This is a genomic window from Rhizobium sp. CB2179 (assembly GCF_057653455.1).
In genome coordinates this window covers 4,218,852-4,242,231 of sequence record NZ_CM172781.1, presented here as the reverse complement: position 1 = coordinate 4,242,231, position 23,380 = coordinate 4,218,852, and the positions used below count along the sequence as shown (strand labels likewise).

Below are 23,380 nucleotides of genomic sequence, written 5' to 3'. Positions count from 1 at the left end.
GCATGGCGCACTGGCTCTATAAATCCGAACCCGCCTCCTGGTCCTGGGAGCAGCAGAAGGCTGCCGGCGAAAAGGGCACGGAATGGACCGGCGTCCGCAACTATCTGGCGCGCAACAACATGCGGGCGATGCAGATCGGCGACAAAGGGTTCTTTTATCATTCCAATGATGGACTGGAGATCGTCGGCATCGTCGAAGTCTGCGCCCTGTCGCATCCCGATTCTTCCGCCAAGGGCGATCCGAAGTGGGATTGCGTCGACATCCGCGCCGTCATGGACGTGCCGAAGCCGGTGACGCTGAAGGATGTCAAGGCGAGCGAGAAGCTCGCCAAGATGGCGCTCGTCACCTCGATGCGGCTTTCGGTACAGCCGGTCACCGAGGAAGAATATCTCGAAGTCTGCCGCATGGGCGGACTGGACAACCCGCCGCGTTGAAGACTGATCCGCAAGCTTTTATCCGCGCCAACACCAGCCTGATGCCGCCACCGCATGTGCCGGAGATTTCGCTCTATCTGGCGAGTGAGGCGCATGAACTCTGGCTGAAGACGGAGGAGGAGCTGGAGGCGATCGGCCTGCCGCCGCCCTTCTGGGCTTTTGCCTGGGCGGGCGGCCAGGGACTGGCGCGCTACGTTCTCGATCATCCGGAAGCGGTGCGCGGCAAGCGCGTGCTTGATTTCGCCAGCGGTTCCGGCCTTGTCGGCATTGCGGCTGTGATGGCCGGTGCCCGGGAGGTCATGGCTAGCGATATCGATCCCTGGGCGGAGACGGCAGTCCGGCTGAATGCCGAGGCCAATCACGTTTCACTCGGATTTACCGGCGCCGATCTGATCGGGCAGGCCGTCGATACGGATATCGTGCTTGCCGGCGACGTCTTCTACGACCGCGCTTTCGCCGATGCGCTCGTTCCCTGGTTCGCAAAGCTGGCAGCTGACGGCAAGTGGGTGCTGGTAGGCGATCCCGGACGCAGTTACCTGCCGCGGGATCGGCTGGAATTCTGCGCGGTTTATGAGGTGCCGGTAACGCGGGCGCTGGAGGACAGCGAAATCAAGAAGACGACGGTGTGGCGCTTCGCTCGGCACGAGATATCCAAAATGTTCCCGACGAACTTAGCCTGACATCACCGAGCTGGCTTATGACGGGATAGCGTGCATATTCACACGGGCTATCCGCAGAGCGTTGATCAACGGGGGAACTTATGACGATCTACGACGAGCTTCGCAAAGCGCCGTTCAACCTCGACGACGCTGCGATATCCTGGATCCGCGATGTCTATGCCTCGCTCGATCTTGATGACAAGATCGGCCAACTCTTCACCTTGATCATGATCGGGACGGATGAGGAGGATTTCAAACGCATTGCTTCACTAAGGCCGGGCGGCGTAACCCGCTTCTTCACGGCTGACCTCGAGTTCGAGCGGCGGGTCATCTCTGACCTCGTGGCCAAGAGCAAAGTCCCGCCCATCATCAGCGCAGACCTCGAAGGCAGCCGTCATTCCTTCGCTTTCGGCACTCCGGTGCTGGGCCAACTTGGCCTTGCCGCCGTCGACGACGTTCAGGCGACCGAGAAAAGCTCGGAAATCCTGGCACGCGAGGGCCGCGCGATGGGCGTGCGCTGGTCCTTCACGCCAGTCATCGATATAAATAACGCGTTCCGATCGCCGATTGTCGGTACGCGCTCATACGGCTCCGATGTCAACAAGATTGAGCGGCACGCGGTTGCCCATGTTCACGGTCTCCAACGAAATGGCGTTGCCGCCACCGCAAAGCACTGGCCGGGCGAGGGATATGACGACCGCGATCAGCACCTCGTTACGACGACCAATCCGCTTTCCATGGACGAGTGGAAGGAAACCTTCGGTCGGCTCTATGGAACGTTGATCGCCGAAGGCGTGTTGGCAATCATGAGCGGGCACATTTCCCTTCCGGCCTATGTTCGATCGAAGATGCCAGATGCCGGGCTTGAAGCCTTCCGACCGGCCTCGGTTTCCCGGTTGCTGAACGTTGATCTTCTCCGAGACGAACTCGGCTTCAATGGCATCATCGTCTCTGACGCGACACCCATGGGAGGGCTGTCCGCCTGGGGCCACCACCTCGATACGCTGCCTGATATCATCGCAAATGGCTGCGACATGATCCTCTTCAGCGATGAACCTGAGCAGGATATGGCGGCGGTCAAGGGTGCCATCGAAGATGGGCGAATTACTCCGGAACGACTTGAGGAAGCGGTTCTTCGCGTGCTGGCGCTCAAGGCCCATCTCAAACTTTTTCAACCGTCAGACGTCCTCCCCGATGCGGCGGAAGCGCGCCACCTGCTTGCGCATCCAGACAATGTCGCAGCATCAAGGGAATACATCGGCCGCTCGCCTACGCTTGTGAAGGACGTCAATGGTATCTTTCCGCTCGATCCGGCGAAAACAAAGCGCGTGCTGCTGGTCGACGGCGGCATCATTCATCCGCTCATGCCGCAGCCACTGGAATTCTTGCTACCCGCGCTGTTGCGGAAGGAAGGTTTCGAAGTCACGATCGACCGACCGGACATCGTGCCGACCCCCGACGACTTCGACCTCGTCCTCTACGCGCTAGGCGACGAGTCGCTACTCGTGCGAGGTCGGATATTCGTCGACTGGCATAGGATGGGTGGTGGAGGCCTCTTCAAGGCCATGTACCGACCCTGGACGAATATTCCCTCCGTAATGATCTCCTTTGGGCATCCCTATCACCTTTACGATGCGCCGCGCGTACCGGCCTATATCAATGCGTACTCCACCATGGACAGCGTCCAGGAAGCCGTCGTTGATTGTATGCTCGGTCGCAAGCCCTTCCTCGGTACCAACCCGGTAGACCCTTTCTGTGGCCTTGAAGATGCGCGCTATTGAAGTCGTCGGGAGCAGAGGCTGCCGGCCTATTGGAACGGGGCAACAGGCGCGTTCCGATCATTCGCGATCGCCCCGACCAGAAGATGTCAGCCGGCGATCAAAGGCGGCTTCATACACCATCGTGGCGGCAAGATCAGCCAACGCCGTTCCGACTGCCTTGTAGCGAGTGATCTCATCGTTGGACGTCCGCGCGCGTCGGCGTGTTCGCATCATGGCCAGCGCTTTACTCACTTGAGGAAAGGGAGAATGATATCTGCAGTCCGGCGGTCTTTTGGTGAAGCTCGCTTAGTCGGAACGATCAGATCGCCGCACGTCCCACAGCGAGTTCCAAGGTTCAAAATGCAGCACTTCGACACAGATGCGCTCGCGACCTTCGTGGCAGTGGCCGACGCCGGTGGCTTTACTGCAGCAGGGACGAGGATCGGCAAGTCGCAAGCGACCGTCAGTCTCATCATCGCCCGTTTTGAAGAACAGATCGGGCGGAAGCTGTTTGACCGGACAAGACGCGGCGTGCACCTGACTGAAACAGGCGAGATCCTGATTGGCTATGCCCGCCGTATCATTGCGATCGAGGACGAGGCGCTGGCAGCGCTCGATCCAGGTGCCATGCGCGGCTATGTCCGTCTTGGAATGCCGGACGACTACATCGAGCTGTTTGGCAAGCCTTTGATCGAAGAGTTTTCGCGCGCCAATCCCCGTATCCAAGTCGAGATCCAGTGCGACTTCTCCCGCTCCCTCGAGGCGATGGTCGAACACGGCACTATCAATCTCGCTATCATCACTCGTGCACCGGATTCGATCGTCGGCGAGTTGCTGCGTCGCGAGCCGCTGGTCTGGTGCGGACCTCCAGATGGGCAGATTGAGCGGCAGCGGCCTCTCCCTCTTGCCTTGTTTCCAGAGAAAGATTGTCGGGCACGGCCCCATATCGTCCACGCTCTCACCCAGGCCGGCATCGGATGGCGAGCAGCATGGACATCCTCACATCTGCCGTCGATTCAGGCGGCGCTGGATGCGGGTGCCGCGGTTACAGCTTTGCCGGCCTCGGTTGTCGCGTCGCGACACCGCCGTCTGACCGCGGAAGACGACGGCCTGCCGTTGCTGAAACCGCTTGAGATCGCCCTTCTCGTTCCACATGGCGCGCGCGCCGCTGTTCGCACGGTCGCCAGCTTCGTCCGCTCGCATTTTCAGCAGCTTTGACACTATCTACTGTCGCCGTGATCAGGGTCGCGATCCGGTAAACGGCCAGTTGCAAGGCATATGGTTTTCAGGATCCCAAAACAGCAAATTGGCTAAGCCGCCATGTCTCTTGCGGCGTCTTCAAAAATAGCGATCATGTCGTCGATAACGCCATCGGTGTGGGCATCGGAAAGATAGAGACGACCGAAGGCAAACGGCATGATCAACAGCCCGCGGCGGCGCAGCGCCTCATGAAGTTTGAGGGTCATGACGGCATTTGCCCTGTCCAGCGTCTCTGCGTAGTTCGAGGGCGGGCTATCGGCAAACCAGATTGTGAACACAGACCCCTCCCCAGAGGTTGTAACCGCCCTGCCATGACTAGCAAAAGCTGAATTTATGCCATGCCTTAACCGCTCGCCGCGCGCCAGCAAGGCAGCGTAATCGAGGTCTCTCAGAAGCTGAAACGTTGCGGTGACGGCGGCTGTGGCCACAGGATTGCCGCTGTAAGTCCCGGCGCGGTTGACTGTACCCTCTTCTGCAAGCGCCATGAGGTCGGGTCGACCGACGACAGCGGCCACGGCGACGCCACTGCCGATGGCTTTGCCGACGGTGGCCAGATCTGCTTCCACCTCCATGCTATGCCCCGTCAGCCCGAAACGCGTGCGAAATCCCATCAGCACTTCGTCGAGAATGACAAGCGCGCCATGGCGCCGCGCCGTCGCTTCCACATGAGCAAGATACCCGGGCGCTGCCGGGATGCATCCCGCATTGGCCAGCATCGGTTCCAGGATGACGGCAGCGATGCCACTGTTTTCCGCGAACAGTTGATCGACGTCATCGAAGTCGTTGAAGCGCAGCAGCGTGGTTCGCTCGTGCACCGGCCTTGCATTTGTGAGCATTGCCGCATCGGCGGATCCCGCCTGGCCCAGCGTGACGTCGTCATACCAGCCATCATAGCCGGCAGCCATTTTTGCGATATAGGAGCGGCCGGTGGCAGCGCGAGCGAGCCGGCAAGCGAGATGAACAGCCTCACTACCGGTATTGGTGAAGATCGCCCGCGAGAGGTGTCGTGTCGCAGCGGTCAGCACGCTGGCAGCTTCCTCCTCTCCAGCATGGGCAAAGGCCGGCATCGGCCCGTTGCGCAGGGCGGCAGTGACGGCCTCGACAACCAGCGGATTCGCATGGCCAATCACCGTCGCCCCAAATCCGAGCGCCGTATCGATATATTGGCGCTGTCTGTCGTCCCAGATATAGGCTCCTTGCGATCGTTCGGTAATAAATGGCTTGCCGTCCAAGGGTGGCAGGGCTCGCCCGGCGCTGGAAATACCCCCAACCAGATGTGTCGTCATAATGTTTGTCCATTCGTAACGGCCGGCACCTGGCCTAGAACCCGAAGTAACGCGGCAGCCATTCCGTCGTCTCCGGAATGAAGGCGACGAGCAGGAGGCAGATGTTGCTGGTAATGAAGAACGGGATAAGCCTGCGCGTAACCGCGTTCACGCCGACCTTGGCGACGTTGCAGACGACGAAGATGTTGGTGCCCACCGGTGGCGTGAACAATCCGATACCCAGTGCCATGGTGAAGATCAGACCAAGTTGATAGGGCTGAAGCCCGGCTTCGATGCCGATCGGATGTAATATCGGTGCGAGGATGATCAATGAAGGCCCAAGGTCCGCCCAGGTGCCGACGAAGGTCAGAAGCGCCAGAATCAGTAGGATGGTGATTGTCGGACCGGCTCCCCAAGCATGAAGGAGCCCGGCGGTCCATTGCGGTATCTGTTCGACGGTCAATATCCAGGAGAATGGAACCGAGACAGCCATGATGATCATAATTGCGCCGGTCATGCGCACCGTCTCCACCCCGATCTTCCAAAGGCCAGCCAAGGTAATTTCGCGGTAGAGGACGCCTCCGACCAGAAGAGCCCAGACCACTGCCACGAAAGCAGCCTCCGTCGTTGTCGCAAGCCCGCTCAGCATGGAACTGAGAACCGCAATTGGCATCATTAACGCAGGCAGTGCCCGCAAAAGGTGCTTGCTGAAGCTTGTTACGGTCGGACGGGTCTCCGACTTTGGAAAGTTCTCCTTCACCCCGACCCACCAGGCCGTGAGCATGAATGTGACCGCCAACATAAGACCCGGAATGATGCCTGCTGCAAATAGCCCACCAATCGATGTATCCGTTATGACCCCGTACATGATCATCACAACGCTCGGCGGCAGGATGATGCCGAGCGTGCCGGCCGCGGCCGTAACTGCTGCAGCGAAGTCTCTTGGATAGCCCCGTTCGGCCATCGCCGGGATCATGATGGCGCCGACAGCACCCGTGTCGGCCGTGGCCGATCCGGTGATACCACCATAAATCATGCAGGTCGCGACATTGACGACACCCAATCCTCCTCGCACCCATCCGACCATGTCATTGGCAAGGTCGATGATCCGGCGTGTCAGGCCACCCTCATTCATGATGCCGCCGGCGACGAGAAACAGCGGGATGGACGCCAATGAAATGGAATCGGCTCCCATATAGACCTGTTGCGCAAACCAGGAGGGTGGGAGCGGAACCAGGCCGAAATAAATGACGACAAGGGTGGAAAACGCGATCGACCATGCGACCGGCACACCAGTGTAGAGCGTGATGGCAAAGACGCCGAAGAGAACCAGAAGTGTCATTGCCTACGCTCCCGGAATGCCGAAACAATACGAGCAATGGCGATGACGGCGAGAGTGGCGCCCATGAAGACGATGATGCTCTGAACGGTCCAACTCGGCGCGCGCATAACGGGGGTCGGAACAAATCCCGTGCGCGCAAGCATGGCCTTGCCGCTCCTCAGAAAGGCGGCGGCAACGGTGAGCAGGATGAGATTGTGATAGATGCGAAACCAGCGGTTCCGGCCACTGGTGGACGTGTTGCCGTCGATGGAAACGTTTTCGCCGGCGACCTCCGACAGAACAGCACCGATCGCGGTCGTCCACAAGAACAGGATACCGACCATTTCAAATGACCAAGTGATTCCGGAAAGACCGAGATACCGGCCTACGGCACCAAGCCCGGTAGAAAGGATTAGGGCGACGACAACGAGGACACCAACGATCGTCATCACGAAGACCGCTGAAGAAGCGAGGCGTTTCATGGGGCTTTCCATCAAAGGAGGACGTGGCTGCACAGGCAACGAATGCGGCAAGGACACGTCAGGGGACCGATCGAATCCTCGCCGCAGGCATTGCCTATTTTCCGGCTGCTGCCGAGCGCACGGACGACACCAGATCGTCGCCCCATTCCGCCCCGAATTTCACATAGACAGGATCAACCATCGCACGGAAGGGTGTCGTGTCCACCGTCGTTACGGTGACGCCCTTCGACTTGAGGTCCTCAATGACCTGGGCATAGACCTCGTCGAGTTTTCCGCGGTACCAGATCGTCGTCTCTTCGACTGCTTTGGTCACCGCAGCCTGGTTTTCCGGGCTCAGAGCGTCAAAGCGCTCCTTATTCATGAACCAGTAATTCGGCGTCCAGATATAGTTCGAAACAGACAGGAACTTCGCGCTCTCATACCATTTCTGATCCGCGAAATCGCGTATTTCCGGCTCCACGCCGTCGACCACATGCGATTGCAGCGAGGTATAGACTTCCCCGAAAGGAATCGATTGCGGCAGGGCACCCAACTGTTCGATGGTTGCAAGAATGACGGGGTTCGGCGGCGTCCGCAGCTTCAGACCCTTGATATCCTCCGGCGTGGCGATTGATTTGCTGACGGTTGCAAATTGACGGAAACCGGAATCAAGCGCGCCGAGCATCTTGAAGCCGTTGTCGGCACCCGTATCGAAGACCTTTTTCCCGATTGGTCCGTCGAGAAAGGCGTGCGCCGCTTTTGCATCGGAAAACAAGAACGGCAAGGTGACGACGTTGAGCTTCGGATCGATCGCATCCGCAACGCCGCCTAGCCCGATATCGATGGAGCCGGAACCGACACCATCGGCGATCGGTCCCTCATCGCCCAACTGACCATCTGGAAAAATCTGGACGGTAAGGCCGCCCTTGGTTTCGCCGGCGAGCTTGTCGGCGAACATGACGACGGCCTCCTGAATGAGGCTCTTCGAGCTTGACGCGTGGGCGAGCCGAAGAGTTTCGGCATTCGCTTGGCCGGTGCAAAGCAACAGGATGCCGGCGATGGTGGACATGGAAAGGCGACCGGCGTGAGCCCGCATGATATTGAATTCTAACATGTTACCCTCTGTGTCATTGTTATGACCAAGAGTATGTGCGGCCTTTCTCAGGGGTACAATCGGTAAAGCAACGTCTTCGATCAGGAAACGTTATGTTGCTATATCAGATCGTTATGCTGCGCCGCTTGTCACGCAACTGTCCCAAATTAACCCATTAATTAGCATTCGCTTGCATGCGCGGACTGCGATGCTACCGTCGCCGGCATCGTGGGGGATCGCGTATGACAATTGAAGAGCTGATCGATTTACAGGAAGCAGGCTCAAGAGCGCGGGTGCTCGGCCTGAAGGCTCATGAAAACCCATACCTCGCCGCCCATAGGATGCCGACTGGTGATACCGGTGCTCTCGGGGATTGGCTTGCGCGCCACGACGCGTGGAAGTTCGGTTGGGAAGCGGAGGACGCTAGCCGCGAAGGTAGGATTGCTGCGCACTTCAAGGAGTTGATCTCGACTGCCAAACAACGTGCGCTCGATGCCTAACGTTATTGATGGTGTTCGCTAGCGACAAGTTAGGTTTTCTTGCCCCGTCACGGCGAAGGATCGGCACCTCAGCGTTCAGGCCTTTTCGAAGAGCGGCGAGATCACCATTTCCGGCACCCGCACCAGGCCCTTGTCGGTTATCCGGATTTCCGGGATGACCGACAGCGGGATAAGGTTGAAGCCCATATAGGCGATGGTGCAGCCTGCCTTTTCCCATTCGAGCTTCAAGGCCTTTACCTCGTCGGCGACCTGGTGCACGCGCTTGTCGGACAAAAGCCCGGCGATCGGGAGTGGCACCATGGCCGTCACCTTGCCGTCCATGACGACACAGACGCCACCCTGCTTTTCCTCGATCGCGTCGAGCGCCACCTGCATGTCCGCCGCATTCGTGCCGGCGACGATGATGTTGTGGCTGTCGTGGCCGACCGAGGATGCGACAGCGCCTTGTCTGAGCCCGAAGCCGTTGAGCAGTCCGTGGGCGACATTGCCGGCAGACTTGCCGTGACGTTCCACCACCGTCACGAAGCAGAGGTCGTGCTTGTCGAAATGGGCTTGCCAGTCATTGGCCGGTTCCAGCGTGACGGTGACATGGCCGAGAGTAATGCCAGGCAGCTCCGTCTTGATCGTATGAGCGACGACCGTCTCCGTCGGCAGGTACGGTGTCAGCTTGAGATTTTTTGGCAGCTTGACCGTGTGGTAGGCGGCATCCGGATAGCGGTACGGTTTCGACAGGGCTTCGTCGAGGATCGGCGTGATCTTCTTGCCGTCGACGACGAGCTCGCCGCCATACCAGGTGCTAACAGGCGTAAGGTCGTCGCTGAGAAGCACCAGGTCTGCGCGGCGGCCGCCGCCCAGACCGCCGATTTCGCCTTCCATGCCGAACCGCGTTGCGCCGTGCAGCGAACCCATTGCCCAGGCCTGTTCCGGCCTCATGCCGTACTTCACGGCTTCGCGCGTTACCCAGTCCAGGCCGAAGGCGAGCAGATCTTCGGCATCACGGTCGTCGGTGCAGACGGCGACGCGCTTGTGGGAGGCGCCGAGCTCGGTGATCGTCTTGATCGCCTGCGGCAGCGAATGCCAGGGTGTCGTCGGCGGGCCGCCGCGCAGGAAGATCCACACGCCGGCTTCCAGCAGGTCGTCGGCAATGTCGCGGTCGATGGCTTCATGCGTGTCGGTAACGCCGGATGCGGCATAGGCGGCAACGAACTCCCGTCCGTAAACATGGCCCGATACCGGCTTGCCGCGCCCAAGTGCTGCAGCTAGGATCGCATGGCTGCGCTCGTCGCCCATGACAACGGGGACGAAATCCATCTTCTCACCGAGAGCCACGGCTTCCGGCCATTTGTCGAACAGGGCGGCGATCTTGTCCGGCGTCAGGTCGCCGCCGGCTGTTTCCAGATCAGGCGTCGTCGCCGGCACGGTGCTCGGCACGGTCAGGAAGATCGACAGCGGCGCCTGCCGTGCATCCTCGAGCATGGCCTCGACGCCGGCGACGTCCATGACATTGCCGATCTCGTGGCTGTCACAGAAGATCGTCGTCGTGCCGTTGAGGAGCGCCGCTTCGGCATAGGCGCAGGCCGTCACCATCGAGGATTCGATATGGATATGCGGATCGACCAGACCGGGCGCGATGATGCCGCCCCTGGCGTCGTAGAGCTTGGCGCTCGCGCCCCTGTAGCTGCCGGCCGGCTTCACGGCTGCAATGCGGCCCCCCGAAATCCAGACTTCGCGTCCGTCGAGAAAGCGCTCCGAATAGGTGGACAAAACGCGTGCGCCCTGGATGACCAGGTCGGGTTCGCGACGAGCGGAGGCGACATCGGCAAGACGGCGGGTCATGGTCGAGAGCGGCTGAACGGAGAAGCGGGTAAGCGTGCTCATGTAAACCTCATTTCCAGGGCTCGGGGGAGGACTGGCGAGATTGTAAGGAACGCCGTCGGCGGAAGGAAGCACGAATAGTTCTTGTCTCTGGCCTCAAACGGATGCCGATCAAAGTTTCCCGCGAACTGCCAGAACCGCTTCCGCAAAGGTGTCGATCTGGCTGGCCTGCAACCCGGCGATATTGATGCGTCCGTCCTCGACGATGTAGATGGCGTGGCGCTCGCGCAGCATCACGGCTTCTCCGGGTGTCAGACCGATCAGCGAAAACATGCCTTTGTTCCTGGCGAGGAAATCGTAATCGCTGCCATTGGTGAAACGCCGGAACGAGGCAGCAAGCCCCTGGCGCAGCGACAGAATGCTGGAGCGCATATCGTCCAGTTCGGCGCGCCAGTCGGCCGAAAGCGCCGGGTCTTCCAGGACGGTGCGAACGATAGCCGCGCCATGATCCGGCGGCATCGAATAGACGAGACGGGCTCGCACTGTGAGTTGCGCCTTGGCTGCATCCGCCCGATCCGCGTTCGCGGCGAGAATGAATGCGGCACCCGTACGCTCGCGATAGATTCCGAAATTCTTCGAGCATGACGAGGAGACGAGCATTTCCGGAACCATGCCGGTGAGCAGCCGTACCACGAAGGCATCGTCCTCGAGACCCTCGCCAAACCCCTGATAAGCGATATCGACCAGCGGAACGAGCCCGCGCTCGGCGATGATCTCTGCCAGCGCCTGCCATTGCGAACGGCTCGGGTCGGCGCCGGTCGGATTGTGGCAGCAGCCGTGCAGCAACACGATGTCGCCCCGCTCCGACCGTGAGAAATGATCGAGCAGGGCGTCGAAATCCACCTCGCCTGTTCGGCGATCGAGGTAAGGGTAAGTGACGACCCGAAGCCGGTTGTCTTCGAGGATCGACACATGGTTCACCCAGGTCGGGTCGGGCACATGGACCGCAGCACCCGGGCGCGCCAGGGAGATCAGGCCGGCGAGCACCGTCAAGGCGCCTGCTCCGCCCGGCGTCTGGATGCCGCGAATTCGCTCCCACGGCGCGGCTTCGCCGAAGACAAGCCTGCCGATGAGATCGCAGAAAACAGGATCTCCGGCCGGGCCGACATAGGCTTTGGTCGTCTGCGCGGTATGGATTCGCTTTTCTGCCTCCCTCACCGCCCGCGGGATCGGCGTCGTACCGGAGGCGTCCCGGTAGACTCCGACGCCGAGATCGATCTTGTTCGAACGACTGTCCTGCCGGAAAATCGGCATCAACGACAGGATCTTGTCGGCTGGCGGCATTATCAGATCATCGAACATGGTTCTCTCCGGTCAGGGGAATTGCGGGCGGCGATGAAATGCCGGCGCTTCATGATGCGGCCGCAGCGCAAATCAGCCGGCCCGCCTATTTCAGGGCGCCGATCTTGTTCTCGATGGTCTCGAGAAATGCGCCGGACCGCACGATCTCGAGAGCCGGTGTGGTCTGCTTGGGCATGTAGCTGTCCTCCTGCTGGAACGGGATCGCGTCGCGAAGCGCGTCATAGAGCGCCTGGCTGCCGGTCCCGAGCTTGTAGCCGCCGAGTGCCTCTTCGGTCAGGAAGATGGCGCGGGCCGCAAGCAGGCATTCGACACCAAGGATCTTCGGCATGTTGTCGACCACCTGACGCGTCTTGCGGCATGCCCATGTCGCCATCGAAACATGGTCTTCCTGGCTGCTCTTGGTCGGGATGGTATCGGCAACGGCGGGGAAAGCCAGCGTCTTGTTTTCCGATGCGACGGACGCCGCAGCCGTCGAGATGATGCCATAGCCGTAATTCAGGCCGATCGGCTTGCCGGCAAGGTTCGGCGGCAGGCCGTAGTTCAATGTCGTGTCGCAGAGCGAGAACAGGCGGCGCTCGGAAATATTGCCGATTTCCACCAAAGCGATGGTCAGCAAGTCCATGGCAAAAGCGATGGGTTCGCAATGAAAGTTGCCGCCGGACAGAAATTCCAGCGCGCCGAGTTCGTTCCAGAAGACGAGCGGATTATCGGTCGCGGCGTTGAGCTCGCGCGTGATCAGCTCCTTGGCGTGCTCCAGCTGGTCGCGGCAGCTTCCATGCACCTGCGGCAGGCAACGGAAGGAATACTGATCCTGGATTCGAGCGGTGTGTTTCGGATGCAGGATATCGTCCTCGAGGCGCACCGCACGCGCCGCCTCGGTCGTGCGACGGCTGCCCTCGATAATGCGACGGATATTTTCCGCAGTTGCGATCTGCCCGGGCTGCTTGCGCACAAGATGAATGCGGGGATCGAACGCCGCCTGCTCGCCGCGGATCGCCTCCAGACTGAGCGCGCCGGCCGCATCGGCTGTCTTCATCAGCATCTCGGCGTCGTGGAGGTTGAGAACCGCCATGGCCGCGCAGAGGCTGTTGCCATTGATGAGGGCAAGGCAGTCCTTCGCCTTGAGATCGAAAGCAATTGGGAAAATGCCGGCTTTTTCCAGCGCCTGCGGCGCCGGCATGCGTTCGCCCTGGTAATAGGCTTCCGCCTCCTCATAGCCGATCAGCACCGAAACCATGTGCGCGAGCGGCGCCAGATCGCCAGACGCGCCGACCGACCCCTGGATCGGCACCACAGGGTGAACGCCGCGGTTCAACATCTCAACAAGACGATCAACCACCTCGATCCGCAGGCCGGAAACTCCGAGGCAGAAGGCGTTGATGCGGACGGCCATCATGGCGCGGACGATTTCTTCCGACGCCGGCTCTCCGATGCCGGAGCAATGAGAGAGCACGATATTGCGCTGGAAGCGGTCGTTATCGGCCTGGTTGATGGCATAATCCTTGAGCTTGCCGACGCCGGTATTGAAACCGTAGGTCGGCGGCGCGTTTTCGGTCAGCCAGTTTTCCTCGATATAGTTTCTCACCTTGATGATTTCGGCGCGGGCTGCATCGGCGAGCGCGACCTTGGCGCCCTGGCGCGCGATGCGAACGGTATCTTTGATCGTCAGGCTGTCACCGTCTAGAATTATGGCGTTCATCTCGATGTCCTTGAAGCTCGATAGGTGTGAGAAAGTAAGTGCCGAAATCGAACACGCGCGCCGGGAGCGCAGCCTGTCTCGATCGCAGCGGTAATGCCGCCAGTCACGGCGACGTAGTTTTCCGCGACGCCTTCTTCGGTGGCGATGGTTCCTGTCATGACGGCGTCGAAATCGCTCATGATGTCTTCAGATCCTCAGTGCGCATGATGGGGAAGCCGTGGCACACGGCTTTGGTGGCGTCCCGAAGCCGCTCGACCAATTCCGCTGCTTCGGGTTCCGGCATGGAAATCGTTTCGAGATAACGGGCTGCCAGCCCGCCCGGCCCTTCGAGCGGGAGAAAGTCGTCGGCCAGACGCCGGACCTGCAACCGTTCCGCCTCCAGCTCGGCTGCCTTGATCTTCTCGTAAAATTCAATCTCTGCCGTGTTCCTGCGGCCTTGACGCAGGGTTAGCCGAAGATGTCGCAACGGCAGGACGAAATGCGAGCGCCATTCGCCGGCACGTTCCAGAAGCCGCTGCATCTCGCCGTCATCCGTGCCGTGTCCGTCACTATCCGCGAGAGCGAAGAACAGCAGTAACGGCACGTCCACCGCATGACGTGTCTGGGCTTCGAGGCACCAGGACGCGATGCCGGGCTCGCCGTAGAGCCGGACAATGACATCGAAGACATTGGCACAGAAAGCAGCGCGCCTCGCAGCTCCGCTATCCTGTCCTGAGCGCGCGTTGCCGCTTGCCAGCGTTTTTTCTGCCAATGCATCAGGGGCTTTTTCCATCACGCTTGTTCCGCCGTCTTCATTCCGGGCGCCGGTTCGTCGTGAGGGAAATGACAGGCCGCGAATTGGCCGTGGGGCATCGATGCAAGCTTCGGTTCCTGTTCCGCACAAACCGCCTGAGCGCGTGGGCAACGCAGGCGGAACCGGCATCCGGACGGCGGCGCGCTCCGCGACAAGGCCTGCGTCGGCGTTGTGCTCGGCACGATCTTCCGGCTGGCATCGGGAACCGGGACTGCTTCCAGCAGCATGCGGGTATAGGGATGCGCCGGACGCTGATAGATGGCATCGCCGGTTCCGATCTCGACGATCCTGCCCATGTAGAGGACCGCGACCCTGTCGCTGACATTGCGCACGACGGCGAGATCGTGGGAAATGAAGATCAGCGCCAGGTTTCGCTTCTGGCGGATATCCTGCAGAAGATTGATCACATGCGCCTGCACCGAGACGTCGAGAGATGCAACCGGCTCGTCGCAGACGATCAGCTCCGGCCCAACGGCAAGCGCCCGCGCGATCGCAATACGCTGGCACTGGCCGCCGGAAAACTGATGCGGCCTGCGGCCCTCCACCATCGTCCGGCTCATGCCGACATCGTTGAGCGCACGATCGACCCTTTCCAGTCTTTCCGCTTTGTGGATGCCCTGGATCTCGAGGCCTTCTCCGACGATATCCTGCACCTTGCGGCGCGGATTGAAGGAAGAAATCGGATCCTGGAAGATCATCTGCAGCTTGCTGCGGATGGCGCGAAGATCGGAAGCAGACAGATCGGCAACATTCAGGCCGTCATATTCGACGTGGCCGTCGACACGCGTGTCCGCCTTCGGCAGAAGCTTCAGAAGGGCACGGCCGATGGTCGTCTTGCCGCTGCCCGACTCTCCGACGAGACCGAGTGTTTCCCCAGGAGCCACGTCGAAGGAGACGCCGTCGACCGCAACAAAGATCTTGCCGCCGCGCCGGTATCTGACTGAGAGATCGCGTACCTTCAAAAGCGCGTCGTCGCGCAGGAAAGCAGCGAAGGCATGCGTTGCGGCACCTGTATCGACGGCTTGGCCGGAAGCCTCGTCATTCATGACAATGCCCTCCTTTCGACCGCGGTGTCGGCTGCATCGCCGGTTTGAACAGGCACATAGCAGGCGAAGCGGTGCTTGCCGTCCGCACTGGTCGTCATCGGCGGCATCGAGACATGGCAGCGGGCCTCGGCGGCGGGACAGCGCGGTGCGAACGGGCATCCCGGCGCGGGGTTGGCAAGATCGGGCGGACGACCCGGGATCGTGCGCAGTTTCGTGTGAGCCGGCTGGTCCATGCGCGGCATCGCCGAAAGCAGAGCTTCGGTATAGCGATGGCGCGGATGGGAAAAGACGGTGTCCGTCGGGCCGTATTCCACGACATGCCCGCCATAGAGCACGAGGATGTCGTCGGTGCGTCCCGCGACGATGCCCAGATTGTGCGTGACCAGGATCATCGACATCTGCCGCTGCTGCTGGATAAGCTGCAGCAGATCGAGAATTTCCTTCTGAACCGTCACGTCGAGCGCGGTTGTCGCCTCGTCGGCGATCAGCAGATCCGGCTGGCAGGCAAGTGCCGTGGCGATCATGATCCTCTGCTTCATGCCGCCCGAAAACTGATGCGGATAATGCCCGTAACATTCCGCGGCATCGGGAATGCCGACGCTTGCCAGCAGTTCGATCGCGAGCGCCTTCGCCTGCGCCTTTCCGAGCCGCAGATGGAAGCGGCTCGCCTCCTCGATCTGCCGCCCCACCCGCACGAACGGGTTGAGGGATGTCATCGGGTTCTGGAAAACCATCCCGAACTTGCGGCCGAGAAAGGCACGGCGTTTCGCCTCGTTGAGCGTCGACAGATCGGTCCCATCGGCAAGGATACGGCCGCTGGTTTTCATGCCCTCCGGCGCAATCCCCATGATCGTCTTGACCAGCATGGATTTGCCCGCGCCGGATTCTCCGACGATGCCGAGCGTCGTGCGCGGCGGGATGCTGAAGCTGACGTCGTGCAGTACGCGGATCGGCCCGAACGGCGACCTGAAATGACAGGAGAGCTCGTGACAATCGAGGACCGGGGTGGTGTTCGCTGCCTCGTTCATGTCAGAGTTCCCTGCCGCGATGGTTCATGCGACGGGCCAGACAATCCCCGACCGTGTTGAGCGAGTAAACTGTTAGAACGATGGCGACGATCGGTCCGAAGATCAGCAGTGGAAAGCGGCTGAGCAGGTCGGTCGAGCTGGCGATCATCCCGCCCCAGCTCGGCGCCGGCGCCGGAATGCCGTAGCCGAGAAAGCTCAGCGATCCCTCCGTGATGATCAGCCCCGCCATCAGCGGCGGAACGATGGCCGTCAGCGCCGGAACGAGATTGGGGAGGATCTCGCGCAACAGAAGCCGGATGTCCGATGCGCCCATGGCGCGTGCCGCCAGCACGTAATCACGGTCGTTCTGGGCAATCACGCCGCCTTTGGCGATGCGTGCATAGGTTCCGATGTCGAGCAGGCCAAGTGCCAGCATCATCGTGAAAACCGAATTTCCGGTCACCGATATCAGCGCCAGGATGACGAGGATCGGCGGAAGGGACGCCATGGAATTGGCATAGAGATCGACGATCCGCTCGACCGGGCCGCGATAGAAGCCGGCCAGCATTCCGAGGGTCATGCCGATCACCAGCGAGATCAGCGTCGCGACCGAGACGATGGCGAGCGTCGTTCGCGCACCGTAGAGTACCCGGGACAGGATGCTGCGCCCGAGCGCATCGGTTCCGAACAGGCCGTTCAGGCTCCATTCCGGACCTTGCGAGAAATCGCCATAGGGGAAGCTTGCCCGAACGAGACCCGGAATGAACTCCACGAAAACCGAGGAGATGATCAGGACCGTCAGGAACACGAAGGCGAACCATTCCATCGGATGGCCGCTCGGCATGCGGAAACGCGCGGTCTTCGGCATCGCGGCATTCAACGTCTCCGCCAATGCGACCGCTTCGCCGGGCACGAGGTCCGTTTGTGTTGGCTGGAGGCGGCTCATGACACGTCCACCCGCGGATCGATAAGCGCGTAACCGAGATCGACCAGGATGAAGATGACGACGAAGATCACCACCGTTAGCGACAGAATGGCCTGCATGACGGGCAGGTCGTGGCTGCTCACGGCGTTGAGAACGGTCCAGCCGATGCCGGGCACCGCGAAATAGCTCTCGACGATGAAGGAACCGCCGAGCAGATAGGTCATCGACAGGCCCATCACCGTCAGCACCTGGGGAGAGGCTGGGCGCAGCACGTGGCGCATCAGGATATAGCGCGTCGGCAGGCCCTTGGCCCTGGCAACGAGGACATAGTCCTCCTGGAGGACCGCGACGAACTCGCTGCGGCTCACCCTGTAGAAGTAGGCTGCCTGGTGCACGCTGAGGCACATCACCGGCAAGGCTACATAGTAGAGATTGCCGACAGGATCGTCGCCGAAGGTGACCCAGCCGGTCGCCGGCAGCCAGCGCAGCACGATTGCGAAGACGAAGCCGAGCAGAACCACGATGACGAAAGTCGGGATCGACAGCATGACCGAGGAGACCGCCCGCAGCACCGTATCGACGATGCCGCCCGGCCGGCTGGCGGTGTACATGGCGAGCGGCACGCCGATCAGGAGCGAGACGAACATCGCAAGCAGCGCAATCTCGAACGTCACCGCCGCCCGGTCGACCAGGAGTTTTGCCACGGATTGCTGGCTGAACATCGTCTGCCCGAGATCTCCCTGAAGAAGCCGCCCGAGCCAGCCGAGATAACGTTCCCAGACCGGCAGATCGTAGCCGTAGCGGCTGTTCAGCGCATCGATCTGGGCCTGCGTCGCGTTCTCTCCAAGGATCAGCTGCGCCGCCGACCCCGGCATCAGGCTCGACAGCGCCGTCGCCGAGAACGTCACCAGCAGGAAGACCGGAATGCCGGCCAGAAGCCGCACGCCAACCGCTTTCAGATAGGAGAGCTTGGCAATTCGCAACGATCGGACTCCGATTGTTAGGTGGAACATCCAATGCCGGACTGGACCGGCATCCGGATTTCGCAAAACGAGACGGCAGAGCGGCCAGCCTCCGGGATCAGAGCGCCTTCCATCTGTCCTCGGCATCGAGCCAGCCGCTGTCCCGCTCCAGCGAGGCTTTCTGCTCGGCAGGCGTCATGCCGCCCATGCTATGCTCGTCCGCGTAACGCGTGCTGCGGTCCTTGAAGACATGCCGACCGTAATCCATCATTCCATACATCGATCCCTTCTCGAGATAGTGCATGGTCACCAGGTTGAAGCCGAGCGCCTCGATTTCCTCGAGCCGCACGAAGGGCACGCCGTTGACGGTCGCGACATCGCCGAACATCTTCCAGCCGGGTAATTCCTTGGCCACCTTCCGGCATTCCTCCAACGTGCGCAGGCCATGCACATAGGTCATTTCAGCGCCGAGTGCTGCGGCGCGCACGCAGCGTTCGATAGCGTCGTCCAGCCCCTTTTCGAGCTTGGATTCAGTGCGTGCGATAACCACGCAATCGGTGCCTTGACAGGCTTCGATCGAGGCCTTGATCTTGGCGAGCCAGAGCTCCTGCGAGACGACCTCGTGCGGCACGTTGCCATCGACCTTGCCGGCCAGCGTCGCCGCCTCCATGGCGCGGCCGAACCGCGCATAGCCGCGTTCATTGGGCGTATCCTCGATCAGGATCGCTCCGGCGCCGGCTTTGGCGAGACGATAACAGGTGCGGAAGGTCTGGACGACATCGCCAAAGCCGTCATCGGCATCGATGACCAGCGGCAAAGGCGAGTACTCGGCGATGCGGTCGGTCGCGTAGACCAGTTCCTCCTGATTGTGCAGGCCAAGATCCGGCACGCCGGACATGCTGAATCCCAGCGAGGCGCCGCTGAGCAGGATCGCCTCGAAGCCGGCCATTTCCGCCGCCTTTGCGGAGTAGCAATCCCAGACGCAGGGCGTGAACACCTGCTTGCGGGAAACCAGATCCCGAAACTTCACCTTCTCGCGATTGCCGATCATCGTCATCCACCTTTTCCGATCGCCCCGCATCGCAGGGCCCATTCTGTCGTCTTAACGTCTCTGGCGTGTTCAGTCGTCCAGCCCGTCGACCGATCCTGCCTTGCCCGCCCGGACTTTCCGGGCGAGCCTGCGCGTCGTGATCTGGGACCTGCTATTTCTGGCAGGCATCCGTGCAGACGTAGAGGAACTGCTTTTGCAGGATGCCGCCGTTCGAGGGAACGACGCCGCCGGTATTGTCGCGCAGCAGCAGCGAGCGCGTCTGTTCCCCGAAGATGTAAAGCGGCATTTCGGTTGCAACGAGCTTCTGAACCTTGACATAGGCGGCTTTGACAGCGGCAGGGTCGAGGGTGGAGCTGGCCTCCTTCAATGCAGCGTCCATCTCGGCGCTCTTGTACTGTCCCCAGTTGAAAGCACCGCCGGAACTCAGCAGGTTGGAAATGTTCGGCTCGGCACCGTTCGACACCAGCACCCCGCCTTCGACGCAGATGTCGAAGTCGAGCTGCGTCTTGCACCGCTGGATCAGCGAGGCCTGGTCGACCTCGACGATCTCAGCCAAGGCGCCTTCATAGCCGGTCAGCACCTGCTGGATGTAGGCGGCAAGACGCTTCAGGTCCGAGTTGGTATAGGTGACGATCTTGATCGAGAACGGCTTGCCGTCCGCCTTCAGAGCATCGAACAGTTCCTGCGCCTTCTTCGGATCATAGGCCGGAAGAGATGAAGCGCTGTCGAAATAGGGCGAATTCTCTCCAAAGTAATTGCTGGGTGCCTTGTATCCGGGCATCTGCGTGAAGGCCTGCATCAGCCGCGCGCGGTCGATGGCGGAATAGAAGGCCTCGCGGGCGCGAACATCCGTGAATACACCCTTGGCCTGGTTGAGATAGGCGCGGTTGATGCCGCGGATCGGGATCTCGCGGGTCGCAACCCCCGGCGCCGTTGCGTTCGAGCCGAACTGATAGGGATAACCGGCCATCATCGTTGCACCACCCTGCACGACGGTGGCGATGCGGCTGTTGGTTTCGGGAATGATCGCGAACTTGATCGTCTCCAGATAGGGGCGCGGCTGATCCCAATAACCGGGATTGCGGGCCATGGTCATCGATATGCCCTGGTTCCATTCGGTCAGCGTAAAGGCGCCGGCGCCCACCGGCTTGATGTCGGTCTTTTCCTTAGCGGCCTTCAATGCTGCCGGCGAGGCGATGAAGGGGCACAGCTCGGCGACCTGGGCTGCGAAATTGGCGTTCGGGGAGGACAGCTTGATAGTCAGCGTCTGCGGATCGACGACGGTGATCGCCTTGTTCCATGAGGATATGAACGGCTGCGCCGGTGTAAGCGTGGCCGAATCGGCGGCGCGGTCCCAATTGTATTTGACGGCTTCCGCATCATAGGGCGTACCGTCCGTGAACTTCATGTCCTTGCGAAGCTTCAAGGTCCAGGTCACCGCGTCTGTGCTGGTCAGGCTTTCGGCCATGCCGCCGGTCACGACGCCCTTGTCGTTGACGTAGACGATAAAGCCGTAGACGGCGTCGAGCACATCCATCGGGCCGCCGGGATAGGTGCCGGCGGTGATCGCCGGATCCCAGCTCTTGATGTCCGAACCGTTGATGATGGTCATCGTGCCGCCGCTGACGGGTTTTTCCGTCTGCGCGGCGGCTTGAGACGCGGCGAGCATCACGGGTGCGGCCGCCATCAGCGACAACAGCAACACGGCGGCGCCGCGCATGAACAGGCTCTGCAACCTTCTGGAACGATTGTCTGACAACATCACTCTATCTCCTTTTTTTTGAGTTCCCCTGGGGGAGTGATTGTGCGTCGTTGTTTTGCATGCGGTTGACATGATGGCCCGGCAGCTTTCAGCGCTGCTCTTCATGGCTCAGTCGTTATGATCCTCCGTCCAGCGCCGGACCGTCGGATGATGAAGCCCGAATTGATCCAGCGCACGCCCCACGGTCTGGTCGACCATTTCGGCGATTGATTTCGGCAGCGTGTAAAAGCTCGGCACCGGCGGCATGATGACGGCGCCGTTGCGTGTTGCCTGGTCCATCAGCGCGATATGGCCCGCATGCAACGGCGTTTCCCGCACCATCAGCACCAGCCGGCGGCGTTCCTTCAGGCAGACATCGGCGGCGCGCACGATCAGATCGTCCGCATAACAATGCGCGATCCCGCTCAGCGTCTTGATCGAGCATGGCGCAACCAGCATGCCGTCGCACCGGAAGGAACCGGAGGCGATCGAAGCGCCGATATCCCCGTGGCTGTAGACCCGGTCGGCGAGGCCACGGATTTCGTCCGCGGTCTTTCCCGTCCCTTCGGCCAGTGCCGTGCGGATCGCCGAGGGCGATATGACGAGATGCGTCTCGACATCGTCGAAGTCCCGCAGCATCTCCAGCGCACGCAGTCCGTAGATTGCGCCGGAAGCCCCTGATATGCCGATGATCAATCGCCTCAAATCAGCATCTCCGGCTTGACGCGCAACAGCAGCTGGCGCATCCGTTCGTAGGAATCCGGCGGCGGAAGCGCCTTGTCGAACCCTTCCCTTCGGTCACCCGCCTTCATCGTGGCGTCGTAACCGACCTTGGTGATCACGCCGCCGTCTTCCTGAGGCTCGGACCGGTCTGCCGGAAGGTCCGTGACGATGAGAATGTCGCGCTCCGCGCGCATGCGCGTCATCTTTGCCAATTCGACGGCATCGAGATCCCAAGGGTCGACATCGCTGTCGACGATCGTGATGTTCTTGACGATGCTGACCGCACCCCAGCAGATCGACATGATGCGGCGTGCCTGTCCCGGGCGGGGCGCATCGATCTGCACGACCACGTTGTTCCGTCCGCTGCCTGATGCGGTGACGGCAACCTCGCCGACATTGAGAACGGACCGCCGGATGACGGCCTTGAGGCTGGCAGCGATCGGCACCGCGCCGAGATAGAGGTGCTCCATGTGGTAACCGGGCTCGATCACCTGCAACATCGCGTCGGAGCGGCAAGTCATGCATTCAAATCTGACGCGCACCCCGGAACCGTAATCCTCGTACATGCCGTGATATTCTGAGACCAACCCTTCGAGGATCGGCTCGTCGATATGAATATGACCTTCGAGCACGATCTCCGCCTCTGCAGGCACGGCAAGATCGATCGACTTGCAGCGGACAAGCCGCACCGGCTCGCCGAGCAGCGATCCGGCGCAGTGCATTTCATCGTCACCAAGCCCCAGATAGAAGCAGGCGGCAAGCTGAATGGCTGGATGCGCGCCGAGAACGACGGCGAAGGGGAGCGGCTCGCCTTTGGCGCCCGCCTTGCGGGCCATGATGGCGAGATGATGGTTCGGTGCAATTCCGATCATCGCCTCGTTCGGACCAAGCACCTTGATGCGGGCATAGGACGCGTTGCCCAAGCCCGTTTCAGGGTCGCGCGCCACGATCAGACCCGCGGTAATGTAAGGACCGGTCTCCTTGGAAAAGAAGGTCGGGACTGGAAGCCGGGTCAGGATGTCGTCCTGGAAGAGCTGTTGCTGTACCGGCGCATCGTCCACGAAGACTGGCGGCACCGGAGAGGCGATCGAGGACAGCAGCTTTTCCTGGATATCGCTTTTCGCGACGTCAAGCGCCAGGGCGACACGATCGAGATCCGACAGGATGTTGCCGAAGATCGGCATGTCGTGACCTTTGATGCAGTCGAGCCGCACCGCCGCCTTTTCATCGACGATGGAAAGAATGGCCGATACGTCGTGGATCGGGTCGACCTCCTCCGAAATCACCAGCAGCTGACCGCGACGGTCGAGCTCCTGAAGAATGCCCCGACACGACTGATCGCTTTCGCTGCGTGGCATTGCAGCGCCGGCCGTCCCGGATGTCATGGCCGGGTTTTCAAGCGGATCAGGGTGATCATTCATCCGGCAATCCTGTGAAAGTCATTTCCGAGGGCTGTTTTGATGCGGCAAGTATCAGCCGCAGGCCGGAGGCTGGGTAGCTCGA

The 23,380-nt window shown here is 61.0% G+C and carries 22 protein-coding genes; 5 read left to right on the top strand and 17 right to left on the bottom strand.

The annotated features are described in order from the left end of the window. The first annotated feature begins 2 nt into the window (after nt 1-2). The 4 genes from AC244Q_RS20895 (at nt 3) to AC244Q_RS20880 (ending at nt 4,071) form a co-directional block, all read left to right on the top strand. Nucleotides 3-434 (top strand): EVE domain-containing protein, encoded by a 432-nt coding sequence (locus AC244Q_RS20895; RefSeq protein ID WP_003543603.1) that lies wholly within the window; start codon nt 3-5, stop codon nt 432-434. Further along, nucleotides 431-1,114 (top strand): class I SAM-dependent methyltransferase, encoded by a 684-nt coding sequence (locus AC244Q_RS20890; RefSeq protein ID WP_113546761.1) that lies wholly within the window; start codon nt 431-433, stop codon nt 1,112-1,114. Before AC244Q_RS20895 ends, AC244Q_RS20890 begins: the two co-directional genes overlap by 4 nt. An 80-nt stretch (nt 1,115-1,194) precedes the next feature. Continuing rightward, nucleotides 1,195-2,874: a glycoside hydrolase family 3 protein gene (locus tag AC244Q_RS20885; protein ID WP_113546762.1), complete on the top strand. Its 1,680-nt coding sequence runs from the start codon at nt 1,195-1,197 to the stop codon at nt 2,872-2,874. A 339-nt stretch (nt 2,875-3,213) separates the two neighbouring features. After that, nucleotides 3,214-4,071, top strand: coding sequence for a LysR substrate-binding domain-containing protein (locus AC244Q_RS20880; RefSeq protein ID WP_128406566.1), 858 nt, complete (start codon nt 3,214-3,216; stop codon nt 4,069-4,071). 92 nt (nt 4,072-4,163) lie between these two features. Here the strand turns inward: AC244Q_RS20880 and AC244Q_RS20875 are convergent, their stop codons facing one another. From AC244Q_RS20875 to AC244Q_RS20860, 4 genes are all read right to left on the bottom strand, one after another. After that, the gene (locus AC244Q_RS20875; RefSeq protein ID WP_113546763.1) at nt 4,164-5,399 is read right to left on the bottom strand and encodes an aspartate aminotransferase family protein; all 1,236 of its coding nucleotides are present in this window, start codon (nt 5,397-5,399) and stop codon (nt 4,164-4,166) included. A gap of 34 nt (nt 5,400-5,433) precedes the next feature. After that, nucleotides 5,434-6,720 (bottom strand): TRAP transporter large permease, encoded by a 1,287-nt coding sequence (locus tag AC244Q_RS20870; RefSeq protein WP_113546764.1) that lies wholly within the window; start codon nt 6,718-6,720, stop codon nt 5,434-5,436. Further along, nucleotides 6,717-7,181, bottom strand: a complete 465-nt coding sequence (locus tag AC244Q_RS20865; RefSeq protein ID WP_128406567.1) for a TRAP transporter small permease — start codon at nt 7,179-7,181, stop codon at nt 6,717-6,719. Before AC244Q_RS20865 ends, AC244Q_RS20870 begins: the two co-directional genes overlap by 4 nt. Before the next feature lie 94 nt (nt 7,182-7,275). Then, the gene (locus tag AC244Q_RS20860; protein ID WP_113546766.1) at nt 7,276-8,274 is read right to left on the bottom strand and encodes a TRAP transporter substrate-binding protein; all 999 of its coding nucleotides are present in this window, start codon (nt 8,272-8,274) and stop codon (nt 7,276-7,278) included. A 221-nt stretch (nt 8,275-8,495) separates the two neighbouring features. Between AC244Q_RS20860 and AC244Q_RS20855 the strand changes: the two genes are divergently transcribed. Continuing rightward, on the top strand, nt 8,496-8,753 hold the full coding sequence (locus tag AC244Q_RS20855) for a CrpP-related protein (protein WP_113546767.1): 258 nt from the start codon (nt 8,496-8,498) through the stop codon (nt 8,751-8,753). Between the two features lie 75 nt (nt 8,754-8,828). On the opposite strand, the gene AC244Q_RS20850 is transcribed toward AC244Q_RS20855, so the two are convergent. From AC244Q_RS20850 to AC244Q_RS20790, 13 genes are all read right to left on the bottom strand, one after another. Continuing rightward, nucleotides 8,829-10,631 (bottom strand): adenine deaminase, encoded by a 1,803-nt coding sequence (locus AC244Q_RS20850; protein ID WP_113546768.1) that lies wholly within the window; start codon nt 10,629-10,631, stop codon nt 8,829-8,831. A gap of 108 nt (nt 10,632-10,739) precedes the next feature. Next, the gene (locus AC244Q_RS20845; RefSeq protein ID WP_113546769.1) at nt 10,740-11,930 is read right to left on the bottom strand and encodes an amino acid aminotransferase; all 1,191 of its coding nucleotides are present in this window, start codon (nt 11,928-11,930) and stop codon (nt 10,740-10,742) included. Between the two features lie 85 nt (nt 11,931-12,015). After that, nucleotides 12,016-13,629 (bottom strand): HAL/PAL/TAL family ammonia-lyase, encoded by a 1,614-nt coding sequence (locus tag AC244Q_RS20840; RefSeq protein ID WP_012759306.1) that lies wholly within the window; start codon nt 13,627-13,629, stop codon nt 12,016-12,018. Beyond that, entirely contained in the window at nt 13,626-13,808 is a 183-nt protein-coding gene (locus tag AC244Q_RS20835) for a hypothetical protein (protein WP_012759305.1), read from the bottom strand. The genes AC244Q_RS20840 and AC244Q_RS20835 overlap by 4 nt, the downstream gene beginning before the upstream one ends. Continuing rightward, nucleotides 13,805-14,401: a TIGR02444 family protein gene (locus AC244Q_RS20830; RefSeq protein ID WP_113546770.1), complete on the bottom strand. Its 597-nt coding sequence runs from the start codon at nt 14,399-14,401 to the stop codon at nt 13,805-13,807. Before AC244Q_RS20830 ends, AC244Q_RS20835 begins: the two co-directional genes overlap by 4 nt. Continuing rightward, the gene (locus AC244Q_RS20825) at nt 14,401-15,468 is read right to left on the bottom strand and encodes an ABC transporter ATP-binding protein (protein WP_012759303.1); all 1,068 of its coding nucleotides are present in this window, start codon (nt 15,466-15,468) and stop codon (nt 14,401-14,403) included. Before AC244Q_RS20825 ends, AC244Q_RS20830 begins: the two co-directional genes overlap by 1 nt. After that, complete coding sequence (locus tag AC244Q_RS20820) at nt 15,465-16,496, bottom strand: ABC transporter ATP-binding protein (RefSeq protein WP_128406568.1); 1,032 nt, start codon at nt 16,494-16,496, stop codon at nt 15,465-15,467. Before AC244Q_RS20820 ends, AC244Q_RS20825 begins: the two co-directional genes overlap by 4 nt. A gap of 1 nt (nt 16,497) precedes the next feature. Continuing rightward, nucleotides 16,498-17,421 carry an ABC transporter permease gene (locus AC244Q_RS20815; protein ID WP_128406569.1) on the bottom strand — a complete coding sequence of 308 codons (924 nt, stop codon included), beginning with the start codon at nt 17,419-17,421 and terminating at the stop codon, nt 16,498-16,500. Next, nucleotides 17,418-18,413 (bottom strand): ABC transporter permease, encoded by a 996-nt coding sequence (locus AC244Q_RS20810; RefSeq protein ID WP_128406570.1) that lies wholly within the window; start codon nt 18,411-18,413, stop codon nt 17,418-17,420. Before AC244Q_RS20810 ends, AC244Q_RS20815 begins: the two co-directional genes overlap by 4 nt. Nucleotides 18,414-18,480: 67 nt before the next feature. Beyond that, nucleotides 18,481-19,419 carry an isocitrate lyase/PEP mutase family protein gene (locus AC244Q_RS20805; RefSeq protein WP_128406571.1) on the bottom strand — a complete coding sequence of 313 codons (939 nt, stop codon included), beginning with the start codon at nt 19,417-19,419 and terminating at the stop codon, nt 18,481-18,483. Between the two features lie 145 nt (nt 19,420-19,564). Continuing rightward, complete coding sequence (locus tag AC244Q_RS20800; RefSeq protein ID WP_128406572.1) at nt 19,565-21,175, bottom strand: ABC transporter substrate-binding protein; 1,611 nt, start codon at nt 21,173-21,175, stop codon at nt 19,565-19,567. Nucleotides 21,176-21,283: 108 nt separating this feature from the next. After that, nucleotides 21,284-21,859, bottom strand: coding sequence for a UbiX family flavin prenyltransferase (locus AC244Q_RS20795; protein ID WP_003543560.1), 576 nt, complete (start codon nt 21,857-21,859; stop codon nt 21,284-21,286). Continuing rightward, nucleotides 21,856-23,298 (bottom strand): UbiD family decarboxylase, encoded by a 1,443-nt coding sequence (locus AC244Q_RS20790; protein ID WP_017995394.1) that lies wholly within the window; start codon nt 23,296-23,298, stop codon nt 21,856-21,858. Before AC244Q_RS20790 ends, AC244Q_RS20795 begins: the two co-directional genes overlap by 4 nt. Nucleotides 23,299-23,380 lie beyond the last annotated feature (82 nt).

Excerpts from the sequence above, each read along its gene's own strand:
- AC244Q_RS20875 (WP_113546763.1), bottom strand. The coding sequence starts at position 5,399 with ATGACGACACATCTGGTTGGGGGTATTTCCAGCGCCGGGCGAGCCCTG.
- AC244Q_RS20850 (WP_113546768.1), bottom strand. The coding sequence starts at position 10,631 with ATGAGCACGCTTACCCGCTTCTCCGTTCAGCCGCTCTCGACCATGACC.
- AC244Q_RS20885 (WP_113546762.1), top strand. The coding sequence starts at position 1,195 with ATGACGATCTACGACGAGCTTCGCAAAGCGCCGTTCAACCTCGACGAC.
- AC244Q_RS20880 (WP_128406566.1), top strand. The coding sequence starts at position 3,214 with ATGCAGCACTTCGACACAGATGCGCTCGCGACCTTCGTGGCAGTGGCC.
- AC244Q_RS20895 (WP_003543603.1), top strand. The coding sequence starts at position 3 with ATGGCGCACTGGCTCTATAAATCCGAACCCGCCTCCTGGTCCTGGGAG.
- AC244Q_RS20865 (WP_128406567.1), bottom strand. The coding sequence starts at position 7,181 with ATGAAACGCCTCGCTTCTTCAGCGGTCTTCGTGATGACGATCGTTGGT.
- AC244Q_RS20845 (WP_113546769.1), bottom strand. The coding sequence starts at position 11,930 with ATGTTCGATGATCTGATAATGCCGCCAGCCGACAAGATCCTGTCGTTG.
- AC244Q_RS20800 (WP_128406572.1), bottom strand. The coding sequence starts at position 21,175 with ATGTTGTCAGACAATCGTTCCAGAAGGTTGCAGAGCCTGTTCATGCGC.
- AC244Q_RS20870 (WP_113546764.1), bottom strand. The coding sequence starts at position 6,720 with ATGACACTTCTGGTTCTCTTCGGCGTCTTTGCCATCACGCTCTACACT.
- AC244Q_RS20835 (WP_012759305.1), bottom strand. The coding sequence starts at position 13,808 with ATGAGCGATTTCGACGCCGTCATGACAGGAACCATCGCCACCGAAGAA.
- AC244Q_RS20820 (WP_128406568.1), bottom strand. The coding sequence starts at position 16,496 with ATGAACGAGGCAGCGAACACCACCCCGGTCCTCGATTGTCACGAGCTC.
- AC244Q_RS20830 (WP_113546770.1), bottom strand. The coding sequence starts at position 14,401 with ATGGAAAAAGCCCCTGATGCATTGGCAGAAAAAACGCTGGCAAGCGGC.
- AC244Q_RS20825 (WP_012759303.1), bottom strand. The coding sequence starts at position 15,468 with ATGAATGACGAGGCTTCCGGCCAAGCCGTCGATACAGGTGCCGCAACG.
- AC244Q_RS20855 (WP_113546767.1), top strand. The coding sequence starts at position 8,496 with ATGACAATTGAAGAGCTGATCGATTTACAGGAAGCAGGCTCAAGAGCG.
- AC244Q_RS20840 (WP_012759306.1), bottom strand. The coding sequence starts at position 13,629 with ATGAACGCCATAATTCTAGACGGTGACAGCCTGACGATCAAAGATACC.
- AC244Q_RS20815 (WP_128406569.1), bottom strand. The coding sequence starts at position 17,421 with ATGAGCCGCCTCCAGCCAACACAAACGGACCTCGTGCCCGGCGAAGCG.
- AC244Q_RS20790 (WP_017995394.1), bottom strand. The coding sequence starts at position 23,298 with ATGAATGATCACCCTGATCCGCTTGAAAACCCGGCCATGACATCCGGG.
- AC244Q_RS20860 (WP_113546766.1), bottom strand. The coding sequence starts at position 8,274 with ATGTTAGAATTCAATATCATGCGGGCTCACGCCGGTCGCCTTTCCATG.
- AC244Q_RS20810 (WP_128406570.1), bottom strand. The coding sequence starts at position 18,413 with ATGTTCCACCTAACAATCGGAGTCCGATCGTTGCGAATTGCCAAGCTC.
- AC244Q_RS20805 (WP_128406571.1), bottom strand. The coding sequence starts at position 19,419 with ATGACGATGATCGGCAATCGCGAGAAGGTGAAGTTTCGGGATCTGGTT.